The organism is Sphingomonas sp. FUKUSWIS1 (assembly GCF_000733135.1).
Lineage (GTDB): Bacteria > Pseudomonadota > Alphaproteobacteria > Sphingomonadales > Sphingomonadaceae > Sphingomonas > Sphingomonas aerolata.
Genome location: NZ_JPJC01000021.1, coordinates 1 through 25,526 on the forward strand (window position 1 = coordinate 1; position 25,526 = coordinate 25,526).

The 25,526-nt window shown below is 64.9% G+C and carries 17 protein-coding genes; 7 read left to right on the top strand and 10 right to left on the bottom strand.

What is annotated here, in order from left to right; all coding sequences use genetic code 11:
• Positions 1-95: 95 nt before the first annotated feature.
• The 3 genes from sphsw_RS02300 to sphsw_RS02310 are packed head-to-tail and all read right to left on the bottom strand — an operon-like array spanning position 96 to position 6,705.
• Positions 96-2,453: a GH92 family glycosyl hydrolase gene (locus sphsw_RS02300; protein WP_052380800.1), complete on the bottom strand. Its 2,358-nt coding sequence runs from the start codon at positions 2,451-2,453 to the stop codon at positions 96-98.
• Positions 2,450-3,592, bottom strand: coding sequence for a glycoside hydrolase family 43 protein (locus tag sphsw_RS02305; RefSeq protein ID WP_235188256.1), 1,143 nt, complete (start codon positions 3,590-3,592; stop codon positions 2,450-2,452). Before sphsw_RS02305 ends, sphsw_RS02300 begins: the two co-directional genes overlap by 4 nt.
• Positions 3,593-3,621: 29 nt before the next feature.
• Positions 3,622-6,705 (bottom strand): TonB-dependent receptor, encoded by a 3,084-nt coding sequence (locus sphsw_RS02310; protein ID WP_081874071.1) that lies wholly within the window; start codon positions 6,703-6,705, stop codon positions 3,622-3,624.
• A gap of 409 nt (positions 6,706-7,114) precedes the next feature.
• Here sphsw_RS02310 and sphsw_RS02315 point away from each other — a divergent pair, with 409 nt between their 5' ends.
• A complete protein-coding gene (locus tag sphsw_RS02315) occupies positions 7,115-9,463 on the top strand; it encodes a GH92 family glycosyl hydrolase (RefSeq protein ID WP_152555358.1) in 2,349 nt (782 codons plus the stop codon).
• Here sphsw_RS02315 and rsgA read toward each other — a convergent pair.
• From rsgA to sphsw_RS19600, 3 genes are all read right to left on the bottom strand, one after another.
• Entirely contained in the window at positions 9,460-10,458 is a 999-nt protein-coding gene (gene rsgA / locus sphsw_RS02320; protein ID WP_031439192.1) for a ribosome small subunit-dependent GTPase A, read from the bottom strand. The genes sphsw_RS02315 and rsgA overlap by 4 nt on opposite strands.
• A 195-nt stretch (positions 10,459-10,653) precedes the next feature.
• The gene (locus sphsw_RS02325) at positions 10,654-11,346 is read right to left on the bottom strand and encodes a VIT1/CCC1 transporter family protein (protein ID WP_031439193.1); all 693 of its coding nucleotides are present in this window, start codon (positions 11,344-11,346) and stop codon (positions 10,654-10,656) included.
• Positions 11,343-11,879 (bottom strand): DUF3833 family protein, encoded by a 537-nt coding sequence (locus tag sphsw_RS19600; protein WP_052149385.1) that lies wholly within the window; start codon positions 11,877-11,879, stop codon positions 11,343-11,345. Before sphsw_RS19600 ends, sphsw_RS02325 begins: the two co-directional genes overlap by 4 nt.
• Positions 11,880-12,126: 247 nt before the next feature.
• Between sphsw_RS19600 and sphsw_RS02335 the strand changes: the two genes are divergently transcribed.
• The 5 genes from sphsw_RS02335 to sphsw_RS02355 all read left to right on the top strand — a co-directional run bounded on the left by sphsw_RS02335 (position 12,127) and on the right by sphsw_RS02355 (position 21,572).
• A complete protein-coding gene (locus tag sphsw_RS02335) occupies positions 12,127-12,624 on the top strand; it encodes an RNA polymerase sigma factor (RefSeq protein ID WP_031439195.1) in 498 nt (165 codons plus the stop codon).
• The gene (locus tag sphsw_RS02340; RefSeq protein ID WP_042466348.1) at positions 12,624-13,646 is read left to right on the top strand and encodes a FecR family protein; all 1,023 of its coding nucleotides are present in this window, start codon (positions 12,624-12,626) and stop codon (positions 13,644-13,646) included. Before sphsw_RS02335 ends, sphsw_RS02340 begins: the two co-directional genes overlap by 1 nt.
• 139 nt (positions 13,647-13,785) lie before the next feature.
• Entirely contained in the window at positions 13,786-17,004 is a 3,219-nt protein-coding gene (locus sphsw_RS02345) for a TonB-dependent receptor (protein WP_031439197.1), read from the top strand.
• 138 nt (positions 17,005-17,142) lie between these two features.
• Entirely contained in the window at positions 17,143-19,623 is a 2,481-nt protein-coding gene (locus tag sphsw_RS02350; protein ID WP_052380802.1) for a glycoside hydrolase family 95 protein, read from the top strand.
• 23 nt (positions 19,624-19,646) lie between these two features.
• On the top strand, positions 19,647-21,572 hold the full coding sequence (locus sphsw_RS02355) for an alpha-L-fucosidase (RefSeq protein ID WP_081874075.1): 1,926 nt from the start codon (positions 19,647-19,649) through the stop codon (positions 21,570-21,572).
• A 768-nt stretch (positions 21,573-22,340) separates the two neighbouring features.
• Here the strand turns inward: sphsw_RS02355 and sphsw_RS02360 are convergent.
• Positions 22,341-22,607: a hypothetical protein gene (locus sphsw_RS02360; RefSeq protein ID WP_031439200.1), complete on the bottom strand. Its 267-nt coding sequence runs from the start codon at positions 22,605-22,607 to the stop codon at positions 22,341-22,343.
• A 63-nt stretch (positions 22,608-22,670) separates the two neighbouring features.
• Positions 22,671-23,186: a YciE/YciF ferroxidase family protein gene (locus sphsw_RS02365; RefSeq protein WP_031393879.1), complete on the bottom strand. Its 516-nt coding sequence runs from the start codon at positions 23,184-23,186 to the stop codon at positions 22,671-22,673.
• A 224-nt stretch (positions 23,187-23,410) separates the two neighbouring features.
• Here sphsw_RS02365 and sphsw_RS02370 point away from each other — a divergent pair, with 224 nt between their 5' ends.
• A complete protein-coding gene (locus tag sphsw_RS02370) occupies positions 23,411-24,220 on the top strand; it encodes a SirB1 family protein (RefSeq protein ID WP_031439201.1) in 810 nt (269 codons plus the stop codon).
• A gap of 83 nt (positions 24,221-24,303) precedes the next feature.
• Here sphsw_RS02370 and sphsw_RS18210 read toward each other — a convergent pair whose 3' ends face one another.
• Entirely contained in the window at positions 24,304-24,666 is a 363-nt protein-coding gene (locus sphsw_RS18210; RefSeq protein ID WP_152555355.1) for a hypothetical protein, read from the bottom strand.
• Between the two features lie 186 nt (positions 24,667-24,852).
• Positions 24,853-25,371, bottom strand: coding sequence for a general stress protein (locus tag sphsw_RS02380; protein ID WP_052149332.1), 519 nt, complete (start codon positions 25,369-25,371; stop codon positions 24,853-24,855).
• Between the last annotated feature and the right edge of the window lie 155 nt (positions 25,372-25,526).

The following is a 25,526-nucleotide window of genomic DNA, read 5'->3' on the forward strand; positions in this document are numbered from 1 at the left end:
CGCGGCGACCGCCCCACCGGGCAGCGCCGCCGTCAGTGCGAGCGCCGCCGCGCCGGTCATCACGTCGCGGCGGCGGGGGGTGAAGCGCGCGCCGCTCATGGCTTGGCCACCGGTGCGCTCATCGAGAAGGGCGCAGCACTGCTCGCCGCCCCCCATTTCAGGTTCGGCGTCGCTCCCATCACGAAGCGCAGCGTACCGCCCTTCTGCAGCGCCTCGCGCGTCAGCCACGGCTTGTCGTGCGGCGTCCCGTTGAAGCTCGCCGACTGGATATAGACATTGCCCGGCCCGTTGTTCGCCGCCTCGATCGTCAGCCTCTTGCCCCCCGGCATCGTCAGTCTGACGGTGCGGAACAGCGGGCTGCCGATCGCATATTGGCCGACCGCGGGCGTGACCGGATAGAAACCAAGCGCGGAGAACACATACCAAGCAGAGGTCTGGCCATTATCCTCATCGCCCGGATAGCCGTCAGGCGTGGGCGCGTAGAGCTTCTTCATCACGTCGCGGACATGATATTGCGTCTTCCACGGCGCCCCCGCCCAGTCATAGAGATAGGGCATGTGCTGGATCGGCTGGTTGCCATGCGCATATTGGCCCATGTCGACGATCTGCATCTCGCGGATCTCGTGGATCGTTTGCCCGTAATAGCTGTCGTCGAAGATCGGCGGTGTGGTGAAGACCGAATCGAGCCGCTTCACGAACGCGTCCTTGCCCCCCATCAGGTCGGCGAGCCCCTGCACGTCCTGCATCACCGACCAGCTGTAATGGAGCGCATTGCCCTCGGTGAACGCGTCGCCCCATTTATACGGGTTGAAGGGGGTCGACCAGCTGCCGTCCTGGTTGCGACCGCGCATCCACCCGCTCTGCGCGTCGTAGAGCTTGCGGTAATTCTGCGCCCGCGCGGCATAGAGCTTGGCATCCTCGGTCTTGCCGAGCGCACTCGCCAGCCGCGAGATCGAGAAGTCGGCGGTCGCATATTCGAGGCTGCGCGCGGCATTCTCGTTGATGCCGACGTCATAGGGCACATAACCCAGCCGGTTGTAATATTCGACGCCCTCACGCCCGACCGCGCCGACCACATTGCCCTTCTTGTCGACCGGGCGCCCCTGCGACGTGGTCGCGTTCTTGACCATCGCCTCGTACAGCGTCTCGACGTCGAACCCGCGCACGCCGTTCAGATACGCGTCGGCGATCAGGTTCGTCGAGTTCGACCCGATCATCACGTCGCGGTGGCCGGGACTTGCCCATTCGGGCAGCCAGCCGGACTCCTTGTAGGTGTTGACCAGCCCCTGTATGATCTCGCTGTCGCGCTCGGGATACATCAGCGCGAAGAACGGGAAGACCGCGCGCCACGTGTCCCAGAAGCCGTTGTCGGTATAGAGAAAGCCCGGATGCACCTTGCCGTCATAGGGGCTGTAATGGACCGTTTGGCCCTTGGCATCGACCTCGTGGAACATGCGCGGGAACTGCAGCATGCGGTACAGCGCGGAATAGAAGGTGCGCCGGTTGTCGATGTCGGGATCGCTCACCTCGATCCGGTCGAACTCGCGTTGCCAGACCGCCTTCGCCTTGGCCTTGGTCTGCTCGAAGCCATCGCCGCCGATCTCGCCGCGCAAATTGCGCTCGGCCTGGTCGAGGCTGATGAACGACGACGCGACCTTGACGCCGACCTGCTCGCCCTTGCGCGTCTTGAAGCTGACGACCGCGCCGACATGATCGCCCTCGCGCACCGGCGTCGCGGCGATCTGGCCGTTATCGTCCCAGGTTCGGCTGACGGTGAAGGCGTGGTCGAATTCGGCGACGAAGTAATTGTGGAAATTGCCCGGCACGCCGCCGTGATTGTTACGGACATAGCCCGTGATCCGGCGCTTGACCGGGTCGATCGACACCATCGATCCGCCCGCATAGCCGTCGAGGATGATGTGCGCGTCGTCGCTTTCGGGGAAGGTGAAGCGGAACTGCGCGGCGCGGTTGGTCGGCGCGACCTCCGCGGTCACGTCGTAATCGGCGAGATAGACCTTGTAGCTATAGGGCCGGCTCTCCTCCGCCTTGTGGCTGTACCACGAGGCGCGTTCGTCCGCCTTGACCTTCAGCGCGCCGGTCGTCGCCATCAGCGCGAACGCGGCATAATCGTTCATCCACGGGCTGGGCTGGTGCGTCTGCTTGATGCCGTTGATCTTGTTGCCGTCATAGGTGTAGCCCCAGCCGCTGCCGGGCTTGCCCGTCACCGGCGTCCAGAAGTTCATCCCCCACGGTACCGCGACCGCGGGATAGGTGTTGCCGTAGGACAGCGTATAGTCGGAATCGGTGCCCATCAGCGGGTTGACGAGGTCGACCGACGGCTGCGCCTCGGCGCTGGCCGCAGCCTGTGCCGACAGCGGCACCGGTGCGACGAGCGCGATCGACGCGACCGCCGCCACCGTGCCGCGCAATGCGGCGATTACCCTGTGTCTCACATCGCTCTCCCAGATGAATGTTGGTCGCGCCCTGAAGCGGTTGGCCCGGCGGTTGACCCGGCACGGATCGGCCGCGGCGCGACGCCGGTATCGGTCATGACGACGGGCTCGATCGTACCGTCGGCGGCAAAGACCATGCGGTCGACCGCGATCTGCCGGTGTTCGCCGCGATCGGTGTCGAGCGGCCGCCGGTGATAGGCGATGTACCAGTCGTCGGTGCCGGGCACGTTGACGACCGAATGATGCCCCGCGCCGCGCGCGATGCGCAGGTCCTGCGACAGGATCTTGCCCTTCGGCGTGAACGGCCCGGTCGGGCTCGGCGCAGTCGCATAGGCGACGCTATAGTCCGGCCCGGTCCACCCGCCCTCCGACCACATCAGATAATAGACGCCGCGACGCTCGATCATGAACGACCCCTCGACATAGCCGGGCGGCGTGATCTCCTTGAACATCGTCCCGTCGGGAAACGGCAGGACGCGCTTCAGGTCCGGGCTCAGCCGGACGACGTTGCAATGCTTCCACCCGCCATAGAAGAGATAGACCTGCCCGTCGCGATCGCGGAACGCGAACGGGTCTATCGGCTGCGCGCCGTTATGGAACGCGCCGACCAGCGGCTTGCCCAGCGCATCCCTGAACGGACCGCCCGGCGTTGTGCTGACCGCGAGCCCGATCCCGCCGAGCTCGGCATCGCTCTGGATGTCGTTCGCGCTGAAGAACATGTAATAGCGCCCGTTCGCCTGGAGCACCGACGGCGCCCAGATCGCATAGGCGGCCCAGCCCGCGTCCTGCACGTCGAACACGCGGCGATGCTTTGTCCAGTGCACCAGGTCCGGTGACGAAAACGCGTCGAAAAAGGTCTGCATGCCATAGGACGGGCGGACCGTCTTGCGCAGTCGGGCCGCCTTTTGCGCGGGCGTGAAGCGGCTCGGCGCGACCGGCTTTCCGGCATGGTCGGAATAGGTCGGGTAGATCCAGTATTGCCCCGCGAATACGCGGATCTCGGGATCGGCATACCAGCCCGGCACGATCGGGTTGGACGCGGTCGCCGCTCCGCACGCGAGCAGGCCCGCCAGCGTCAGCGCCCGGCGCAGGACGCGGGGATATCTATCAAAAAAGCGGTGGCTCCGCGAAGGAGCCACCAGGGGAGAGGAAGGTTTTGGCCCCGCCATCAGAAGTTGAACGACACGCCGACATAGGCGCGGCGCCCGAAGTAATTCCGATAGACGAAGCGATCCTTGGTATCGTTGCCGAGATGCTGGCTCTCTTCCGACTTGGTCAGGTTGATGATCGAGGCGGTGATGTTGAGCCGGTCGGTCAGCGCATAGGCGGCGTTGAGATCGACCTGTTCATACGGGCTGGTATAGACGTTCAGCCCCGACTGAAGCCCGCCGACGACCTCGCCGCGGCGGTTGTACGATGCGCGGACCAGCACCTTGCCATGTTCGTAGAAGACCGAGGCGTTCATCTGCGTCTTCGCGCTCCCGACCAGCGCGGACGAGCCGACCGACTGGCCGTCGAGCGTCACGTCGGCGACCGACGTGTCGTTATAGGTGAAGTTGACCTGCGCACCCAGCCCGAAGGACAAAGTGTGCTGCGCATAGAGCTCGACACCCTGCGACCGCGCGTTCGATCCGTTCGCGACCGTCGAATAGGGCTGGATCAGCACCTGCTCGCCCGCCACCTCGCGCGTGACGTTCAGCACCAGCGGCACGACGAAATCGGACACGTCCTTGCGGAACAGCGTCGCGCCCAGCACCGAGCCGCGATGGAAATACCATTCGATGCCGGCGTCATACTGCCATGCCGAGAACGGGTTGAGTTCCGAATTGCCGCCGCTGCCCGACCAGCCCTCGAATTCGCCGAACTGACCGCGGTCGAACGCATATTGCGGCGAGCGATAGGTCAGCGACCGTTCGGACCCGAGATTGGCGAAGGACGGCCGTGAAATCACCTTGGCGACCGCACCGCGGACGAGCAGGTCCGGGGTGATCTCGTACGAGATGTTGAAGCTCGGCAGCCAGTCCGTGTAGGTCTTGGTCTGGTCGGCCCGCGTGTTGACGATCGTCTCGCGGACACTCAGCGGCAGGACCTGGCAATTGCCGTCCGCGCCCAGCGGGCGGTTCGGATCGAACGACCCGTTCGGCCCGTTGACGCAATAGTCGTTCAGATACTGGAGCCGGTCGGACGTGTTGCCCGATTGACGCGTATTGGCCATGCGCACACCGATATTGCCGCGCAGACCGCCGGTGCCAAAGTTCGCCTGCGCATACCCCGCGAACACGCGCTCACCCAAATCATAGACGAAGTCGCGCTCGTTGACGCGGACCGCGTCGCCATAGGTCGCGTTCAGATAGCTGAGATACTTGTCGAAATTGATCCCCGGCACGACGTTGGCGTTGAACCCGCCGTTGATGTTGCCGATCGGATTTTCATAGAAGAATTCGGGCCGCGCGACCGCGCCGGCCGCGGTATCCTGATAGCGGATCTCGTTGGCCGCATCGGCATACCATTCATTGCGTCCGGTCTCGCGGTGGATGCTCAGGTCACGCCATTTGCCGCCGATCTGCACCGACTTCAGGAACCCGTCGAACCGGCGCGTCAGGTCGAGCTGGAGATACCGCTGCGCCAGATCGCTGTTCGTGAAGCTCGAATTGGTCGATCCGACGTCGATCTGCGCGATGCCGTTGCGGATGTTCTGCTGCAATTCGGGCGAGAAGGTGAAATCGGCGATGCCGTTCGAAATGTCCCAGTTGCTGACCAGATTGCCGTTCTGCTCCTGGCCGGGGATCGTCAGCCGCGGCTTCGAAGCGACGCTGAACCGCGCCGACGGGCCGCCGCTCGACTTGGTCTTCCCGAGTTTCAGCACCGCGTCGAACCGGTCCTGGCTGTACTTCACTTCGGTTTCGAACGTGTTCGAGACCTGCTTTTCGCGGCTGTACGTGCCGCCGATCTGCGGCGTCTCCATCGTGCACGGGGTCGCTCGCGCGAGACAGCCCGTCCCCGCTGCCGGGACCGCGAAATTGGCCGACTGGAAGATCGTCCCGCTCTTGTCGAGCGTCGCGCCGGTGAAGAAGTCGTTATAGCCCCATTCGGGGATCTTCAAATTATTGGCAGTATAGTCGCTGCTATAGCCGAAGCGGAAATAGTTCGAGGTGACCGTGACGTTCTCGAACGGACGGAACTGCGCGGTCGCCTGGATGCCATAGCGTTCGCGTTCCTGGTCGAACACCTGCGCATTGACCGACTGCGGCGCCCAATAGCCCGAATAATGCGTGCCGTCGCGCGCGGTCGTGCCCTGCCCCGGCCAATAGGAGATCGCGTCGTCATTGGCGAAGGGCTTGCCGTTGACGTCGGTCGCGGGCGTCAGGACATTGCCCTGCGCGTCTCGGTCGCTCCACCACAGCCAGCTTTCCGAGCTGCTGCGCAGTTCGCGGTTGGTCCGCTTCTGCCACACGCCGCCGACGAGCAGGCCGAACGTCTCGTCCTCGTTCTTCCACGACAGCTGGCCGCCGAGCTGCGGCTCGAACTTCTCGGTGGTGTCCGAATAGGTGCCCTCGGTCGAGACGAAGCCCGACCAGGCCGGGACGTCGAACGGCTTGCGCGTGTTGAGGATGATCGTGCCGCCGACACCGCCTTCTTCCAGCCGTGCCTCGGGCGACTTGTAGACCTCGGTGCTGGCGATGAAGCTCGATGGCAGCAGGACATAGTTGAACGACCGCTGTGGATCGCCGCTGTCCGCGCCGGCCAGGAAGTTGCCGTTGAGCAGCGTCAGCGTCAGGTCGGACTGGAGCCCGCGGATGCTGACCCGCGCGCCTTCGCCGCCGTCGCGCGTGATGACCACGCCCGGCACGCGCTGCAGCGCGTCGGCGACGTTCTTGTCGGGGAACTTGCCGATATCCTCGGCGGTGATGACGTCGACGAACGCGTTGGCTTCGCGCTTCTGGTTCAGGCTCTTCTCGATCGAGCGGCGATAGCCGGTGACGACGATATCCTGCTCACCCGCAACGGCCGACGCGGTGTCCGCCGTCTGGCCCGAGGGCGCGGTCGCCGTCGATGCGGGCGTTGCCGCGTCGGGCGTTCCGGTCGTGTCGCCGGTCTGCGGTGTCGTGGCGGCTGCGGGCAATGGCGGCGCCGCCTCCTGCGCACGCGCCGTCCCGGCCAGTGCCGCGCTCAGGCTTGCGCCCGCGAGCAGAAACCGCAGCGCGCGGCGGCGATGCGACGGAACGGCATATATTGTCTTGGTTGCGCTCATCAGACTTCCCCTTTTCGGCGTGCGGGACGTCCTTGCCCCCTCACGTCTCCCTGCCGATCGCGTGCCTGCCCCCGTATTCGGGTGGGACGTCCGGTTCATCGGATCGTCACGGTACGTCGTCTTTGCTTGCCTATTTGCCAATTATAAAAGTAAATTGTCAAGTGGATTATGCGGAGCAGATTTATGCCGTTTCGGTCTCAACATTCGCAACATTCGCCGCGGCTCGGAACTTGGCCGAACCGGCACTAATCCTGCCGGGCGGTTCGTCGGCGGCGCGCCGTCTTGCCAAATCGCGCCGCAAACTGAATGCTGTCGTCTTCAACTCGGCCGGTATCAGCACCCGGCCTTGCCGCTCCGGCCCCAGACTCCGGAGCCCCTTCCCCTCCCAGACCGGGTGACCGCCATGCCAATGCTCAAGCGTCTCTGCCTCGCCGGATCGGCGCTCGCCCTGCTCGCCGTGTGCCCCGCCCCCGCCCTCGCCCAGACCGCGCCGCGACCGAGCGACTCGGTCGATCCGCTGATCGGCACCGGTGGCGAGGGGCATACCTTCCCCGGCGCCGTCGCGCCGTTCGGCATGGTGCAGCTCTCGCCGGACACCGACACCTCCTGCGTCCTCCGCGACTGCTATCCGCACGCCGCGGGCTATCGCTACGACGACCCGACGATCGTCGGCTTCAGCCACACCCATTTCTCCGGCGCCGGCCATTCGGATCTCGGCGACGTGCTGGTGATGCCGGTCGCCGGCGACGACGTGCCGATGGACCCGGGAACCCCCGCCGCCCCCGGCTATCGCTCGCGCTTCTCGCACGCCACCGAAACCGCGAAGCCCGGCTATTACGCCGTCACGCTCGCCGATCGCGGCATCCGCGCCGAAATGACGGCCGGCACCAGGGTCGGCGTGCACCGCTACAGCTTTCCCGCGGGCAAGGCCGCGCATCTCGTTCTCGACCTCCGATCGTCACTCTACAATTATCCCGGCAAGATCCTGTGGTCGGGGCTGCACCTGCGCGACGACGGCGTCCTGACCGGCTTTCGCGAAACCCGCGGATGGGCACCCGGGCGCAAACTCTTTTTCGCGATGCGCTTCTCCGCCCCCCTGACGGGCCACGCACTCGTCAACCGCGAGACCGCCATTCCCTATAAGGGTTTCCAGGGGCCGGGCCGCGACAGCGATGCGCTCGCGGAAAAGCTCGGCCAGGCGCTCGAGGCGCGTCTCGATTTCGGCGTCCTGACGAAACCGCTCGAGGTGAAGGTCGGGATCTCAGGCGTCGACGAAGCCGGCGCGCTCGCCAATCTCGACGGTGAAGCGGGCGGCTTCGACGATATCCGTGCGCAGACGCAGGCTGCCTGGGACACCGCGCTCGGCGCCGTCACGTTCGAGGCCGAGGCACCGATGCGCCGCATCTTCGCCACCGCCCTCTACCACAGCCTGCTCGCGCCCAGCATCTGGAGCGACCGCGACGGCCGCTATCGCGGGCCCGACGACCAGATCCACCAGGCGACCGATTTCACGGTCCGATCGACCTTCTCGCTCTGGGACACGTTCCGCGCGGAACACCCGCTGCTCACGCTGATCCAGCCGGAGAGGACGAACACCGACATCGTCCGCTCGCTGCTCGCCAGCCAGTCGCACAGCCCCGACGGCATCCTCCCGGTCTGGCAGTTCGCCGGGCGCGAGACGTGGACGATGATCGGCTATCACGCCGTTCCCGTCATCGCCGATGCCTATATGAAGGGCATTGGCGGCTTCGATGCCAATGCGGCGCTGGACGCGATGGTCGCGAGCGCCGACCATGCCAGCTACGGGGGGCTCGGCGAGTATATCGCGCGGGGCTATGTGCCGATCGACAAGGAACCCGAAGCCGCCTCCAAGACCGTCGAATATGCCTATGACGACTGGACCATCGCGCGGATGGCGCGGAAACTCGGCCGGTCGGACATCGCCGCGCGCTTCGAAAAGCGGGCAGGCAACTGGCGCAACAGCTTCGACGCGTCGTCGGGCTGGCTCCGCGCGCGCAAGACCGACGGCCAGTTCCGCACCCCCTTCGACCCGACCGCGATCAACTACGGCTCCGACTATACGGAGGGCAATGCGTGGCAATATAGCTGGTTCGTACCGCAGGATCAGGCGGGGCTCTTCCGGCTACTGGGCGGTGACGCCAGGACGATCCGGAAGCTCGACGCGATGTTCGATTTCGACCTGTCGAAGATCGACTACAGCCACGCCGAGGATATTGCCGGGCTGATCGGCCAGTATATCCACGGCAACGAGCCGAGCCATCACGTCGCCTATCTCTACAGCTATGCCGGGGCGCCCTGGCGGACGCAGGAGCGGCTGGGGCAGATCGTCGCCAGCCAATATGCCGACACGCCGGCGGGATTGAGCGGCAACGACGATCTCGGACAGATGTCCGCCTGGCTCGTGTTCACCGCGCTAGGCTTCTACCCGGTCGCACCGGGCGCGAACGAGTATGTCATCGGCCGCCCCTTCCTGCCCAAGGCGACACTGATGTTGCCCGGCGGCAAGCAGTTCGTGATCAGCACGGACAACCTCTCGACCGCCAATCGCTACGTCCAGTCCGTCACCCTGAACGGCCGGCCCCTCACCCGCACTTATCTTCGCGACGACGAGATCCGGCAGGGCGGCGACTTGCGGTTCGTGATGAGCGCCCGGCCGAACCGGCAATGGGGGAAGAGCGCATCGTCACGCCCGTTCTCGACCTCGACCGCGGCTTCGAGCCCCCCGACGCGGCGCTAGCGGGGGCGCCGTCGGGACGTGCGTGCGGTGGCGGCGGTCTCGCCCGCTTCCAGCGCACGCCAGCGCGCAAAGCGTTCGGGCGTCAAAATGCCTGCGTCGATCGCCGCGCGCACCGCACAGCCCGGCTCTCCGCCATGCGCGCAGTTCGAAAACCGGCAATCCTGCGCGGCGAGGGTAAAGTCGTCGAACACTTCAGCGATGCCCGCGGCCGCGTCGGACAATTGTAATTCGCGCATGCCCGGCAAATCGAGCAGCCAGCCGCCCTGGTCGAGCCGGTGCATCTGGCGCACCGTGGTCGTATGCCGCCCCGTCCCGTCATGTTCGCGGATCGCCTGGGTGGCGATACTGGCGGATCCGCGCAACGTATTGACGAGCGTGGACTTGCCGACGCCCGACGACCCCAGAAAGGCGACGGTCTTGCCGATACCGCACCAGGCGGCGAGCCGCGCCACAGCGTCAGGTTCGCGGCCGTCGACGGTCTCGACGATCAGCCCGGGCTCGATCGCGCGAACCGCGTCCACATAGGTCTCCGGCGTGTCCGTCAGGTCGATCTTGGTGAGGATCACGACCGCATCGACCCCGACCTCGCGTGCCAGCACCAGATAGCGCTCCAGCCGCGCGACGCTGAAATCCTGGTTGCACGACGCGACGAGGAAGACCGTGTCGACATTCGCGGCGATCATCTGCTCACCGCGCGGATCACCCGGCGCACGGCGCTTGAACAGGTTCTTTCGACCGAGCACACGCAGCGCCTGCGCCCTGTCCGCGCTGGTCAGCAGCCAGTCGCCCACGGTCGGGTGATCGTCCGACGGCGTGGCACCGGCGATATAGGGCGACAGGTCGCCGGCCCAGCCCGCCCCTGTCACGGCGATCTGGCCGCGGTGGACGGCCATGACCCTGGCGGGATGACAATAGGCGGCTTCGGCGGCCGAGATCTGGCTCTCGAAATGTGCGTCCCAGCCAAGCTGTTCCAGGGTCTGATCAGCAGAATCCATAAGGGTGCAGCAGCATCTTTCCTTGCGGGCCGATCGCCGGCCCTTCCGTCTACGATCCGGTCGTATACGCCGATAGGAGGCGGTTACCAGTCGCACCCACGATCAAAAACGCCGCTATTGGCGCCCTTTCGTCGAAGCCGCCGCGCGCACTTTCACGCGAGCCGCGGAAATCCGCACCCGGATTGGGGCCAGGTATCAAACCGCGCGACCCACGAGATGCCCGATCGCGGCCGTCGCGGCCATCGCCGCCGCACCCCAGAACAGGACGCGAAGCGCCGGGCGCCACGGGCTTGCGCCGCCTGTTCGCGCCCCGACGATGCCCAGCAGCGCGAGGAAGACCAGAGTCGCTGCCGTCACCGCTAGCAGCCGGTGTGGCGCAGGCGTCAGGATGGCCACCAGCAGCGGCGGTATCGCGCCGACGACGAAGCTGACAGCGGACGCGAATGCCGCCTGGAGCGGGCGGGCCATGACGATTTCGGAGATGCCAAGTTCGTCACGGGCATGCGCGCCGAGCGCATCATGCGCCATCAATTGCCGCGCGACCTCGCTCGCGATCGTCGCATCGAGACCGCGCGCCACGTCGATCTGCGCGAGCTCGTAATGCTCATGCGCCCAGTCGCTGGCGAGTTCGCCATGCTCGCGCGCCAGATCGGCAGCCTCGCTGTCAGCCTGCGAACTGACCGACACATATTCGCCCGCGGCCATCGACATCGCCCCCGCGACCATCGCCGCCGCGCCGGCTACGAACACGGCGCCGGTCGTTGCGCCCGATGCGGCAACGCCCGCGATTAGGCTCGCGGTCGACACCATCCCGTCATTTGCGCCGAGCACCGCGGCACGAAGCCAGCCGCTCCGCGATACAAGATGACGTTCGCTATGCGCGCTCATGGCAGTATCCTGATGGTTTCGCCGAGTGTCGCCACCGTCATGCCGAGCTTGCGGACGATCAGCCGATTCTGCGCGACCCGGGCATCGGGCGACAGCGTCAGCCACTGATCGACCATCATGCCCCCGCGCATACGAAAGGCCAGATGCAGGCGATTGCCGACCGCCTCGCCCGTCACCGGTCCGGACGCGTCAGTCAGCGTGCCCGTGTAGCGCCCGTGCCCGAGCGGAACGATCCGCCATTGCCGATCGCGCGGCGGCTTGCCCTGCTGCTCGATATGCTGATCCAGGATCAAGGTGCCGTCGGGAGCGACGCGACCGACGCTCGCGACATGCGTCCGGACCGGCGCCCGAAATGCGATCTTGAGCACGCCCGTGCCGTCCAGCCGCCCGGCGAAGAACCGTTCGGCGACAAAGGCCGGTTGCGCGGCGATCGACGCGGTGCTCGGCCCACCCGCGCAGGCGCACGGCAGCAACGCAAGCGGCACTGCAACGAAAGTCGTCAGACGGGGAACCGGGATCATCCTCTGCTTCATCGCCATCCTCGTCGTCGCATGCGCCGCAGGGCTCTCAGTCCGCGTTCGAGCTCTCGCGCCAGGACGTTGCGTTCGGCCGTTCTCGCCGAGCTGGCAATATGTATCTACCCACCCCGCCCGCGGTACGCGCTCCTGATCGTGGATTTGCCTGACGAACCCCACCGACCAAAGCGCTCGTTTAAACTGTGCACATTGCGCGCCTGCCCGTCTATCTAGCATGATGAAGCATAGGCCTCCGGCCGGCGCGATGCCGGGACGCGATCTTTCGGCGGTCATGGAACGCATGCGGCCGGCGCTCATGGCGTTCTTCGTCCGTCGTCTCAGTGATCCCGTGCAGGCGGAAGATCTGATCCAGGATCTTTTCATCCGCATGGCGACGATGAGGGGGCCGGCCACCGACAATCCCGAAGGCTATATTTTCCAAGCAGCCGCCAACCTGTTGCGCGATCAATATCGACGTGATGCGACCAGGTACCGATATCAGCAATCACGAGCGACCGATGCTGACCTTGGCGTCGATCCGATCGACGCCGAGCGGTTGCTGTCCGCGCGGCAGAGCGTCGGGTGCGTCGCGCGCACGCTGGGCGGCCTGCCTGACCGGACTCGCCAAATTTTCATTCTCTACCGGTTGGAGGGCATGCAGCGTAAGGCGCTCGCCGATGCGTTCGGCATTTCCGTGAGCGCGGTCGAGAAGCATATCGCCAATGCAATGCGTGCGCTGCTTGCCGCCATGGGAGACTCGTAATGACCGCGCCGCAATCCGATGCGGACACCGTCATCGACTGGTGCCTGCGGTTGTCCGACGGGCCCTTGTCCCCGAAGGAGCGCACCGACCTGCACGCGTGGTTGGCCGATGACCCCCGCCGAGGCGAGCATCTGGGCGCAGCGCTTGCCGCCTGGGACGCGGTTGAGGAAAATGCCGACGCTCCCGAGATGCTCGCGCTACGCCGCGAAGCGCTCGGTGCCGTACATCGCGCGGGGCAGCGTCGCTGGCTCCGGACGCCGATGGTGTCCCGACCTGTGGCTTGGGCGATCGCGGCTGTGCTGCTGCTTGCGCTGTCGCTGGGCTCGCTGGCGTGGCGCCACGGCGGCCGCGACGAATATCGCACCGCGATTGGCGAACGGCGCGTCATCGCGCTGGCCGATGGCTCGCGTCTGTCGCTCGACGCCGACAGCATGGTCACGGTCGCTTTCAGCCCGCAACGCCGCGACATCGTCCTTGAGAAGGGCCGCGCGCGCTTCAAGGTCGCAAAGGATCCGCTGCGCCCGTTCGCCGTACGCAGCGGGCGAAACGTGGTGATCGCGACCGGGACCGAGTTTTCGGTTGAAAGGCTCAGCCGCGAAGTCCGGGTCGCGCTGTTCGAGGGTCGGGTCGCGGTGTTGCGTGATACCCCCCAAGGGCAGATGAACGAGGTCGTCCGGCTGGGTGGGCACCGGCTGACCGCAGAGCGCGCGCTGACCCCGGGGCATGAGATCGGCCTGCCGGTATCGGGGTTCGTCGGATCCGTGAGCTCATCGATCGGAAACGACGGCTGGGGCGCGGAGCAGGTGAGTTTTACGTCGGAGACACTCGTCGCCGCCGCCGAACGCATGAACCGCTATGCCCAGCGCCGCCGGATCATCGTTGATCCGGGTGCCGCGGACATTCGCGTCAGCGGGGTCTTCAACAATGGCGACGTCGATGCCTTTGCCGAGGCAATTGCCACAACCTTCCCGGTTGATGCCGCTGTTAACGGCGAGACGATCCGCTTGAGCCGCAGTCGCTGAAACCAAGATAAAACGAAATTATAAGATAATTTTCGTAATGAAGTGAGTGTTCGACACCCTCGCACGTCACAAAAGTATAACAGAGGAAGAGGGGCGATCGATGATGTTAAGGGACCGACGAATTCTCGGCGTAAGCTGCGTGGCAATCGCGACGGTCATGGCGGTCTCTCCGGCACAGGCGCAGCGGGTGGTTCGCGTCGACATCAAGGCCCAGCCACTCGGCCCGGCGCTGCGGTTGCTCGGCCGCCAGATGCACGTGCAGATGGTGTTCGACGAAACCCTCCTCGCCGACCGCGTATCCCCGACGATCAGCGGATCGATGACGCCGGACGTGGCGATCGACCGGCTCTTGCAAGGCAGTGGTCTCGTCACGTCGCGAACGGGACAGGGCGTCTATGTGATCGCACGCCCCGCCGCGCTGACGCGCGTGGCGATGACGGGGTCTCAGTCACAGGTTTTGCCGCAACGCCCGGCGAACCAGCCCGACACGGAACAGGACGACACGACGGGTCCGACGCCGCCTGGTGGCGACATCGTCGTGACGGGCTCGCGCATCCGGTCGAAAAACCTCGTCGAAACCGCACCGGTGACCAGCGTCAGCCAGGCGGACATCAAGCTGCAGGCAGCCTTCAGTGTCCAGGAGGTGCTGAACCGCGTTCCGGCAATCAAGAACAACGACACCAATTTATCGAACGGCAACGGGCGCCAGCAGTTCGATTTCCACGGGCTCGGGACCAACCGGACGCTAACCCTGATCGACGGTCAGCGGATCGGTGTCACCGAGGGCATCGATGCGTCCGTCGTACCGGTCGGATTGATCGAGCGCGTCGATCTGCTGACCGGCGGCGCCTCTGCCGTCTATGGCTCGGACGCTATCGGCGGCGTGGTGAACTTCATCCTCCGCAAGGATTTCGAGGGCGTCAACGCGAACGTCAATTACGGCTTCTACAACGCCGACAACCGCGACAACATCGCGGCGCAGGCCGCGCGTGACGCAGGCTTCGCCGTGCCCAGCGGCATGGCTAATGATGGCGGCCGGTTCGACGCCAATATCAGCATGGGCAAAAATTTCGCCGGCGGTCGCGGCAACATCTCGCTGTTCGGGGCCTATAGCCAGGTCGAGCCTGTCCTTGCGTCGTCGCGGTCGTTTTCCGTCTGCCCGATCACCTTGTCGGGGCAGTCGGTCGTCTGCGCCTCACCATCCTCGGCAACGCCGGCTGGCTATTTCCAGGCGCTGTCCGGGCCGGCGCAGAATGGCTCCGTCCTCACGAACGCGGCGGGTGGCGATCGCGAGTTCGTCCCGTTCACGGGGGCCAACGGCTACAACTACAACGACAGCTTCTATTTCCAGCGCGAGAACAAGCGATACAACGGCGCCGTCTTCCTCAACTACGAGGTTTCCCCCGCGCTGCAGCTCTACGCAAACGGGCTCTATCTAAGGTCCGAGTCGCGGAGCCAGTCGGATCCGGCCACGATCCAGCCCGGCTCGATCCCCTATGACATCAACTGCGACAACCCGCTTCTATCGCAGCAGCAGGCAGGCGCGTTGTGCGGTACTGCCGCGGGGACGGCGACGAACGTCCGCACCGATGTCCGCTACCGTTTTACTGACGCGCAGTCGACGCTGTCTTCCAACGAGATCTATCGCGCGGTGGCGGGGTTTCGCGGCGATCTGGGCAGCGCATGGCATTACGACGTAGGCGGCGTCTATTCGACCACGCTCTACCGCCAGCAACAACTCGGCCGCATCGACCCCGCCAAGGTCGCCACCGCACTGCAGGTGGTCGACGTCAACGGCACGCCGACCTGCGCCGCAGTGGTCAGCGGATCCGACCCGAGCTGCGTCCCGCTCGACATTTTCTCGACCAACGGGCCCAGCGCCGCGGCCGTCGACTATCTGTCGTTCGCGCAGGGCGGCGGCGTGTTCCGCGAGCGGTATGAACAATGGGTGGGAAATGCCAACGTCACCGGCGACCTCGGCGAATATGGCATCAGAAGCCCGTTTTCGACCAAAGGCATCAACATCGCGGTTGGCGGGGAATATCGGTCGAGCGGCTATCGTTCCCGCCCCGACGCCGCCTATCAGGCTGCGTTCGGGTCGACGCCCTCGACATTGTCCAACAACGCGGTCGACCTCTACGGTGAGGTCAACGTGCCGCTGGTCAGCGATCGCCCCCTGATCCGCGACCTGAGTATCGGCGCCGCGATCCGTGGATCGAAATATTCCGGGGTCGAACGGGTGCGGTCGACGTACAAGATCGACGGCAGCTGGCGGCCGATCGAGGATCTGCTCTTCCGGGCGAGCTACAACAAGGCAACCCGCGCACCGAGCATCTACGAACTCTCGTCGAACGCCAACGCCAGTTACGGCGTGCTCGACACGAACACGCTGGGCGATCCGTGCGCAGGGACGAGCCCCGTTGCGAGCCGCGAGGTCTGCGCGAGCACCGGCGTGACCGCCGCCCAATATGGCGCGATCCAGCAATGTCCGGACTTCCTGTGCACTGTCCGCAACGGTTCCGAAGGTCTGGTGACGCCCGAAGTCGCCCACACCTACACCTACGGCCTCGTCCTGACGCCCCGCATGTTGCGCGGTTTTTCCGCGACCGCCGATTATTACAGCATCGAGATCCAGAACGGCATCGGCTATTACCGCGCGATCGACTTCCTGCAGACCTGCGCGAACACCGGCTATGATTTCTTCTGCGGACAGCTCAAGCGCAACGCTGACGGGACGCTGTTCAGCAACGCCGGAGCAGCAACGGGCTATATCAACCAGGGATACAGCAACCTTGGCCGAACGAATGCCCGCGGGTTCAACTTCTCTGCCAATTACGACACGCGGATGGGCAACTGGGCGCGGTTCTCCACCAGCTATGTCGCGACGCTGCAGACCGCCAAGGGCGGTGATCTCGGCCTCCCCGACACCGACTTCAACGTGGTCGGGCTGTTCGGGCCCTATGCCGGGCAGGGCTATCGCCGGTATCAGCACAATTTCCGGTTTACGCTCAGCTCGCCCGAAGCTGCGCAGACTCAGGCGCTGGTCTCGGTCAACTGGAGGCATAATTCGGGGCTGAAGAACTCGCGCCTTGATGGAAATCCGATCTTCGGCGAGGACGATCCGAGCGTGCCGGACGCATATAAGTATCTGCCCGCCTATGACGTGTTCGACCTGAGCGGGAGCGTCACCGTATCGCGGGCGTTGACGCTGCGACTGGTCGTCAACAACGTGCTCAACAGGGCGGCGCCGGTTCGTCCCAGCCCCCCGCTCGAGGCGGCGGAGCGCGTCAACACCTCGCCTTCGGTCTATGATGCGCTCGGCCGGTCTATCAACATCGGGGCGACCCTGGATTTCTAGGGCCGTAGCCAGGCATGACGGCGCCACCGGACGCGCCGCCATGCGGGAAGGGAAAGCATGACGGGTCAACCACCGGGCGTCGCCGACGCATTCGCCAGCGTATCACGTCGCCGCGTCATGGCAGCAGGGACCGGATCCATGTTCGCCGGGCTCTTCACAGGGCTGGGCGCCGCCGAAGCCAGCGCCCCCGGCGCGGACGAGCGCCACCGGATCACGGCGACCGAGCCCGCGAGCGAGTGGCTGCTCGGGCATCCCGTCGGTAACGGCCGGCTCGCCGCGATGATGGGCGGCGGGGTCGTACGCGACATGCTATCGCTCAATCACGATTCATTGTGGAGCGGCCAGCCCGACGTCAGCCCCGGGCATGCGGTCGGCGATCGAGACCATGCCGATCCTCGCAACCGGGATGCGCTCGCTGCGGTGCGCCGCGCCGTGTTCGCCGATGATCCGATCAGTGCCGATCAACTGAGCCATGCGCTCCAGGGGCCGTTCAGTGCGAGCTATGCACCGATGGCGGATCTCCACCTCGAGATGGACCATCGCGAAGCCCCGCAGGACTATCGCCGGACGCTCGACCTCGATCGCGCGGTTGCATCTGTCACGTATCGCTCTGGCGGGACAGGCTTCGGCCGCGACCTGTTCGCCTCGCACCCCGATGGCGTGATCCTGCTGCGCCTCACCGCGGATCGACGCGGCATGATCGATTGCCGCCTGATGCTGACGAGCAAGCTGCGCGCGACGGCGACGTCCACCGCGCAACCGGGCAGCAACCAGATCACCCTGCTCGGCAAGGCGCCGACGCAGAGCGAGCCCGATTACCGCGATGTCCCCGACCCCATTCGGTATTCGGATAGCCCCGGTCGGGGCATGGCGTTCGCGACGATCCTGTCGGTCGAAACCGATGGCGGCGCAATCACCGCGTCGGAGGGCGCGCTGCACATCCGCGGCGCCACAACCGCGATCGTCCGGATCGCAGCCGCCACAGGGTTTCGCCGCTTCGACCTGGCGCCCGACACACCCATCGCCGCGGTCCGCGCTTCGGCCGAACGCGACCTCGCGGCTGCCAGACATCATGACTATACGACACTAGTAAAGCGTCACGTCAGCGATCATCAGGCGCTCTACCGCCGCGCCTCGCTCGAACTCAACGGCACGATCGGGGACGGGGATACACCGCGTGCCGAACGCCTGTTCCAGCTCGGCCGCTATCTCCTCATCGCCAGTTCCCGTGCCGATACGATGCCCGCCAATCTCCAGGGTGTATGGAATGCCGCGGTGCGCCCGCCTTGGAGCTCGAACTACACCACCAACATCAATCTCCAGATGAACTATTGGGCCGCCGAGACCTGCAATCTCGCAGACTGCCATTTTCCGCTGATCGATCACATCGAGCGGCTCGCGGTCACCGGCGCGCGCACCGCGCGGCAATTCTACGGAATGCCGGGCTGGTGTGTGCATCATAACAGCGATTTGTGGGCGATGAGCAACCCCGTCGGCGCGGGCGTCGGCGATCCGAATTGGGCGAACTGGCCAATGGCGGGCCCATGGCTAGTACAGCACGTCTGGGATCATTACCGCTTCAGCGGCGATCGCGACTTCCTCAAGACGCGCGGCTTTGCATTGATGCGGGGCTGCGCCGAATTCTGTGCAGCCTGGCTGGTTCGCGATCCGCGAAGCGGCCATCTCACGACCGCCCCGTCGATCTCGCCGGAGAACCTGTTTCTGACCGCGGCCGGCAAGTCCGCCGCGATCTCGGCAGGCTGCACGATGGACCTCGCGCTGATCCGCGAACTGTTCACGAACTGCATCGCAGCCATGGCGGTAATCGGCGATGTCGACGGGCTCACGGTGCGCCTCGCCGGGCTGCTAAAGCAACTCGAGCCCTATCGCACCGGCCGATATGGCCAACTTCAGGAATGGGCGACCGACTTCGCCGAGCAGGACCCGGGCCACCGACACATCTCGCATCTCTATCCGCTCTATCCCGGCGATGCGATCGACCCCGTCCGGACGCCCGCGCTCGCCCGGGCTGCGCGCGCGTCGATCGCGCGCCGCGAGGCGCATGGCGGTGCCAGCACGGGCTGGAGCCGTGCCTGGGCGACCGCGGTCTGGGCCCGGCTGGGTGACGGCGCGCAGGCCGGGCGATCGCTTTCCGCGTTCATCGCCAACAGCGTCGCAGCGAACCTGCTCGACACGCATCCGGCAAAGCCACGGCCCGTATTCCAGATCGATGGCAATCTGGGCATCACCGCGGCGATCGCGGAGATGCTGCTACAGAGCCGCGAAACCGAGATCGCGCTGCTGCCTGCGGTCCCCTCGCAATGGACCAACGGTCGCGTCGTCGGGCTCCGCGCGCGGGGCGGTCACGAGGTTGCGATCGCGTGGAGCGATGGCCATGTCGACGCGACGGTAATTGCCGGCGACACGCGCCTTTCGGTCCGATTGCCGTCAGGGTTCGAACCGCTCAAGATTGTTCAGCGGGGGACGATCGTCCGGTTCGAGCAGGATGCACAGTCTATCACGTTCGAGACTGTGAAGGGCCGACGCTACGACGTCGCGCTACGCAGAACCGCTCCGGGCGCCGCCAGCAGCACGCCACGCGAGAGCGATGCCACATGACCCGAAACGTTCCAGGAGTCCCCATGTCGATCATCACCCGCCGCGCTATGCTTGCCTCGGGGCTCGCCTCCGGCCTGGCATCGACAGCGTCGTCTAGCGGCTGGGCGCGCAAGCCATCGCCCGGAACTTCACCCGCGCCCTGGGGAGCAACCCCCTCCCCGCGCCAGCTGGCCTGGCACGCACGCGAGCAATACGCCTTCGTCCATTTTTCGATCAACACCTTCACCGATCGCGAATGGGGCTATGGCGATGAAGACCCCAGATTGTTCGCCCCAACCGACTTCTCGGCGGATCAGATCGTCGGAGCGGCCAAGGCCGGCGGTCTGCGCGGGATCGTCCTGACCGCCAAGCATCATGACGGATTCTGTCTGTGGCCGACGATGCTGACCGAGCATTGCGTCAGGAACAGCCCGTTTCGTGACGGCAAGGGCGATGTGGTCCGCGAATTCGAGCAAGCGGCCAGGCGTGCCGGCCTCGACTTTGGCCTTTATCTGTCGCCCTGGGACCGCAATCACGCCGAATATGGCCGCCCTGGCTATCTCGACTATTATCGCAAACAGATCGTCGAACTCTGTACGCGCTACGGCCAGCTGTTTGAATTCTGGTTCGACGGCGCCAACGGCGGCGACGGCTATTATGGCGGCGCCCGCGAGACACGGAAGATCGACTCCGAGACCTATTATGACTGGCCGTCAATCTTCGCCTTGGTGCATCAGCATCAGCCCATGGCCTGCACCTTCGAACCGCTGGGGTCCGACGTGCGGTGGGTCGGCAATGAGGATGGTGTCGCCGGCGATCCGTGCTGGCCGACCATGGCTAACCGCAAACCGAGCCAGGCGGACGGCAACGCCGGTCTTCGCAACGGCGCCTTATGGTGGCCCGCCGAAACCAACACCTCGATCCGCCCGGGCTGGTTCTACCACGCCGACGAGGATGCGAAGGTCAAGGATCCCAAGCGGATGCTGCAATTGTTCGACGAATCGATCGCACGCGGCACCAATCTGATCCTGAATCTGCCACCCGACCGGCGCGGCCGTCTCGCCGATCCCGACGTCGCCATTCTGCAGTCATTCGGTACCGCGCAGCGTGCGACGTTCGCGGACAATCGTGCGACTGGCGCGATCGCGTCGGCCGATCACATTCGCGGGCCGGGCTTTGCGGCGGCCAATGTGCTCGATCAGAATCCTGAAAGCTATTGGTCGACCCCCGACGCCGTGCATACGCCGAGCCTTGTCCTCGACCTTCCGCCCGGCCGCAGCTTCGATCTCGTCCGGATCCGAGAGTTCCTGCCGCTTGGCGTCCGCGTCGACCGCTTTGCGATCGACGTCGATCGCGGCAAGGGGTGGTCGGAGATCGCATCGGGCACGTGCATCGCCGCCCAGCGCGTCGTCCGCCTGCCCGCGCCCGTCGTCGCACGACGGCTGCGACTGCGGATCGTCGCCGCACAGGCGTGTCCGGCGATCAGCGAGATCGCGCTGTTCCGCCAGATCGCGCCGATCGCGGTCGCGCTGCCCGCCGCGCGTAGCCGCGATGTGCTGCAGCCCTCCGAGATATCGATCGTCTCGGCATCGGGACAGACTGCCGGCGCCGTGCTCGACAATGATTCGAACACAGTCTGGCAGGTTCCCGTTGCGTCGACGGCGGATCGGCCGACCGTCACATTCAAATTGACCACGCCTCAGCACTTGGCTGGCTTCATCCTGACGCCCTCGCGCGCGGTGATGACGGATACCGCGCCACCGAAACGGTTCCTTGTCGAGACAAGCCTCGACGGGAAGACATGGGTCAAGGCGGCTGCCGACGAGTTCTCGAACATCGCCAACGCGCTCTCGCCGCAGCGCATCGTGTTCGATACGAAGGTTAACGCTGTCTACGTCCGCATGACCTTCATCGGTCTTGCATCCCCCAGGAGGCATATGGCCATCGCCGGCATCGACCTTTTTAGGTAGAGGGCGGCAGGCGCGATACGTATCCCGCCTGCCGCCGACGGTTATCTGCGGATGAACGCGAGGATGTCGGCGTTGATGACGTCGGCGTGTCATGCGGATAGCCTGGATAGGTCTTGAGCCTGCCTCCCATCGGGTACCAGTTCCGGCAAGGGGTGCGACCTGATCATCTTAGCCCTGATTACCGGCACAGGCTGGTCGGCGATGCGCGCGACCGGGCGTTGCGAGACTATTGGAAGAGCGAATCCAACTTTGTCGATGTCGATTCGACCGCCAGCAGCTTCGATCCGAAGACGGGCGAGCGACGCCTTTCGATGACGGGTAAGGCGCGCATGGACTGAACTTCAGGCTGGATCCAACCGACGGGATGACGATCGGCTATTGTGCTGATTTGACCCGCGACGCCGCGCCCGACGGTGCCGCGCCGTACGCCGTCCCCTAGCCACAGCATACGCGCACGGTGGAAACGATCCTGTTGCCGCAAGAACGATATCGCCAGGACAGTCGCGGGCACCGAATATCGCCGCCGTGTCACGTTAAAGGGCAGCGTGTTCACCGCGAAGCGCACCCGTCGACGAGTTCGCAGCCTATGGCGTATCGCCCTGAGATGGGTCGCATCGCCGTTGCTTATGATCGCCCACCCACGCGTAGATCACAGTATCAGGACCGGTAGGACGCTCGACGCTGGAAGTGGCGGTCTTGTTCAGGACAGCAAATCTGTGTCCCCTGCCCTCAACAAGAGGCACAATTCCCGAGCTGGTCGGGGCAGTTTCAGTGCTCGTTGGAACGCCGGTCTTCGGCAGGCGTATAATAGCGCGCGATATCCGCTTCGGTGAGGGCATGACCGCTCGACTCTTCAACAAGCGCGGCGATTTCGCCATTGGTCTTCCCGGCGTTGCGCAGCTGCTCGATCTCGTCGCTTACCATGTTGATGAAGGCGGGGACCGGGAACCGTTCCTCACCCAGGCCCAGCGCATCACGCATGTGTTTTTGCGCACGCAAGGCTTCGGGAAGCGTGAACGCGATATCATCAGCCATCGAACGTGCCTTTCATGAACTAGATTTGGTCGGGGGGCATTGGGCCCCCCGACACCGAAACGCTTATGCGGTGACCGCTTCCGCTTTGACGTTCACGCTCGACGTTGCCATCGCGGTCAACTTGTCGTCGGTCGCATATTCCTCATCGAGCGTTTCTTTCAGGATCGCAGCGATATCGGCGCGGCCGAGCTGGTTCGCCCAAGCGATCAGCGTGCCATAGCGCGTGATCTCGTAATGCTCGACGGCCTGTGCCGACGCGATCAGCGCGGCATCCAGAACGGCTTTGTCCTCGATCTCGCCGGCGACTTCGTTGGCTTCCTTGATGATGCCGTCGATCGCCGGGCAGGTCACGGCTTTCGCCTTCTCGCCAAGCAGGTCGAAGATCCGCTCGAGGCGCGTGATCTGCCCTTCCGTCTCACGCAGATGGGTTTCGAAACCCTGCTTAAGGGCTGGCGCCGTTGCCTTGGCCACCATCTTTGGCAGCGCCTTGGTGATCTGGTTTTCCGCGTAATACACATCCTGCAATTGGTGCAGGAACAGGTCGTCGAACGTCACGATGTCTTTGGAAAACAGGCCCATGATAGTATCCTCGCTAAGCAAATGGCTGCGAAGCAGACTGCTCCGGCACCGCCGCAACGCGCCGGCTCCGGGGTAAGTTTCGTTCGGGTCAGCGCAGCCTCCACGCCAGTCCGATCGGTGGCGGCCTGTTGATCCTCGACGCCGATCCGGTTGTCGCTCGGCTGATCATGCCGGCAGTCAAGTCGGGCATAGGAACGATCGGAAGAGCCCCCATCTAGCGTCTTATGACCAATAGCATTCTTCATCTCGGGCTCATGGAGGACGGGGAGATCGAGCTCGATCTGGCCGCCCTTGAACTCGCCGCCCTCGATCATCCCGGTATCGATCTAGACGACTATATCGACGAGCTCACTGGCATAGAATTGGCCCTGCGCGCTGCTGACGACAACGCAGCAGGCAGCGTCGCTCAGGCCCAGACGCTGCGCAGCGTCATGGTCGAGGATTTCGGATTCTCCGGCGACCGCACGCACTACGACGATCCTCAGAACGCGGACCTGATCGCTGTCATCGATCGACGGCTCGGTCTGCCGGTCAGTCTGTCGATCCTCTATGTGGCAATGGCCCGACGGCTTGGATGGTCGGCGATGCCGCTCAATACCCCCGGCCACGTCCTGGTCCGCCTTGGCGACGCACCGGAGGCGCTGATCATCGATCCCTTCAATGACGGTCGCATCGTCGCCCCCGAACAGGTGGAAGCCTTGTTGGAGCAGATGACGGGCCAGACACGGTTTTCCGACGGGATGCTGCCCCTGTCGAACCGATCGGCGCTTGTTCGACTGCTGCTCAACCAGGCGGCCCGTGCCGAGCAGGCAGGCAATCCCGCGCGCGCGCTAGTCCTGTACGACCGCATGACGATCGTGGCGCCCACGCACGCCCATGGTTGGTGGGAGCGAGCCAGACTTCAGCTGGTCGCAGAAGATGTTGCCGGCGCCCGCAACAGTCTTAGCGCGATGCTCGAGATTTCCCGGGACGACGATTTGCGCCTGCAGGTATCGGCAGCGCTCGATGCCCTTCCCCGGCCGACGCCCTCGTGAACGTCGCGGTGGACCGGCTCTACCCCAAGCGCTCCTTGGGAAGGCCTCTGCCCGCGAGAAGATCGTCGAGCTCTGGGATACTATTAGCTCGCCGGCTTCGTGATCCCTGGTAGCTTCGCCGCGCGGAGCTTGCTCAGCAGATCGCGTGATTCCACGGGGGCCGCCTGTTTGAACAGGCTGAACAGCGCGCCATCGTCCAAACCGCTGATGTCAAACCCGATCGACAAGGCAATAGGCTGACGAAGACGAGCACCGGGCTGCGCCTCGAGGACAAGCACGAACCACTGCATGCCAACGGGGGGGTGTCCGATATTTTCGGCGAACTCCCCTGCAACCGCTTGGCGTATCCGGATGCGTCGATCTGGATTATTGTTGAACCAGGCCGCGTCCCCGTGCGTGGCCACCTCTGCGATGCGGTCGTCAATCGAGCGGGGTGTACTGATCATCATGAGGTCCTGACATACGCCATTGCGGGGCGGCCTGTAGCGGGCCCGGTCGCATTGGCAAATGGCGCGATGCGCACACAGGTTCGGCTCAGGCGCCGCGATACTTGCCTTCGATGCTACCCAATGCCGAGACGGGGCGCCCCCTTAGGAACGCCCCGTCTCTTCGAGCCAGCAAATCAGAGAGGATTACGCCGACGCGACCTTGGCACGCGTCGATGTGTGACCGCCGGAGCGATACAGCACATCGGCTGCGTCCTCGGGAGCGACCCCTGCCCCGGCGGTATCGACCGACACGAACACGCCACCTTCGTTGATGCGCCCCTCATAATAGCTGGCATCGACCCGGCTGACGCCATGGTCCGTCATGACTTTTTCCAGCCCCCCGACGGCGCCACCGAGCGCCGCACCGACGACGGCTGCACCGGGGATCGCTGCCGACGCGATCGCGCCCGCTGCAACGAGAGGGCCGACGCCGGGTATTGCGAGCGCCGCGATACCGAGCAGGGTCCCGATACCAGCGCCGGCTGCGACCTTGCCGACAAACTCCTGCGTGTCGCCGTTGCCGTCTGTGGTCGTGTTCTTGCCATTGTGCTGCGCCACGACCGAAATCGCGCTGTCGCTAATGCCCGCAGCGCGCAGCTCTGAAACGGCGCGCTCTGCATCGGCGTGATTGTCGAAAACGGCTGATACGAGGGTCGTGCTCATGATGATTCCTGTCGACAGTTCGGTTGCTCACGGATCTAGAAGCCGTGTCGAAGGATGATCGTTCCGGATATTGAGGGTTAGCGAAGCGGTAACCATGAATAGCAGCGTCGCGACACAGGACGCTGTGAGCGGGATAGACCATGCCCGTAGGCAGC

Excerpts from the sequence above, each read along its gene's own strand:
- sphsw_RS02310 (WP_081874071.1), bottom strand. The coding sequence starts at position 6,705 with ATGAGCGCAACCAAGACAATATATGCCGTTCCGTCGCATCGCCGCCGC.
- sphsw_RS02315 (WP_152555358.1), top strand. The coding sequence starts at position 7,115 with ATGCTCAAGCGTCTCTGCCTCGCCGGATCGGCGCTCGCCCTGCTCGCC.
- rsgA (WP_031439192.1), bottom strand. The coding sequence starts at position 10,458 with ATGGATTCTGCTGATCAGACCCTGGAACAGCTTGGCTGGGACGCACAT.
- sphsw_RS02325 (WP_031439193.1), bottom strand. The coding sequence starts at position 11,346 with ATGAGCGCGCATAGCGAACGTCATCTTGTATCGCGGAGCGGCTGGCTT.
- sphsw_RS19600 (WP_052149385.1), bottom strand. The coding sequence starts at position 11,879 with ATGAAGCAGAGGATGATCCCGGTTCCCCGTCTGACGACTTTCGTTGCA.
- sphsw_RS02335 (WP_031439195.1), top strand. The coding sequence starts at position 12,127 with ATGCCGGGACGCGATCTTTCGGCGGTCATGGAACGCATGCGGCCGGCG.
- sphsw_RS02340 (WP_042466348.1), top strand. The coding sequence starts at position 12,624 with ATGACCGCGCCGCAATCCGATGCGGACACCGTCATCGACTGGTGCCTG.
- sphsw_RS02350 (WP_052380802.1), top strand. The coding sequence starts at position 17,143 with ATGTTCGCCGGGCTCTTCACAGGGCTGGGCGCCGCCGAAGCCAGCGCC.
- sphsw_RS02355 (WP_081874075.1), top strand. The coding sequence starts at position 19,647 with ATGTCGATCATCACCCGCCGCGCTATGCTTGCCTCGGGGCTCGCCTCC.
- sphsw_RS02360 (WP_031439200.1), bottom strand. The coding sequence starts at position 22,607 with ATGGCTGATGATATCGCGTTCACGCTTCCCGAAGCCTTGCGTGCGCAA.
- sphsw_RS02365 (WP_031393879.1), bottom strand. The coding sequence starts at position 23,186 with ATGGGCCTGTTTTCCAAAGACATCGTGACGTTCGACGACCTGTTCCTG.
- sphsw_RS02370 (WP_031439201.1), top strand. The coding sequence starts at position 23,411 with ATGACCAATAGCATTCTTCATCTCGGGCTCATGGAGGACGGGGAGATC.
- sphsw_RS18210 (WP_152555355.1), bottom strand. The coding sequence starts at position 24,666 with ATGATCAGTACACCCCGCTCGATTGACGACCGCATCGCAGAGGTGGCC.
- sphsw_RS02380 (WP_052149332.1), bottom strand. The coding sequence starts at position 25,371 with ATGAGCACGACCCTCGTATCAGCCGTTTTCGACAATCACGCCGATGCA.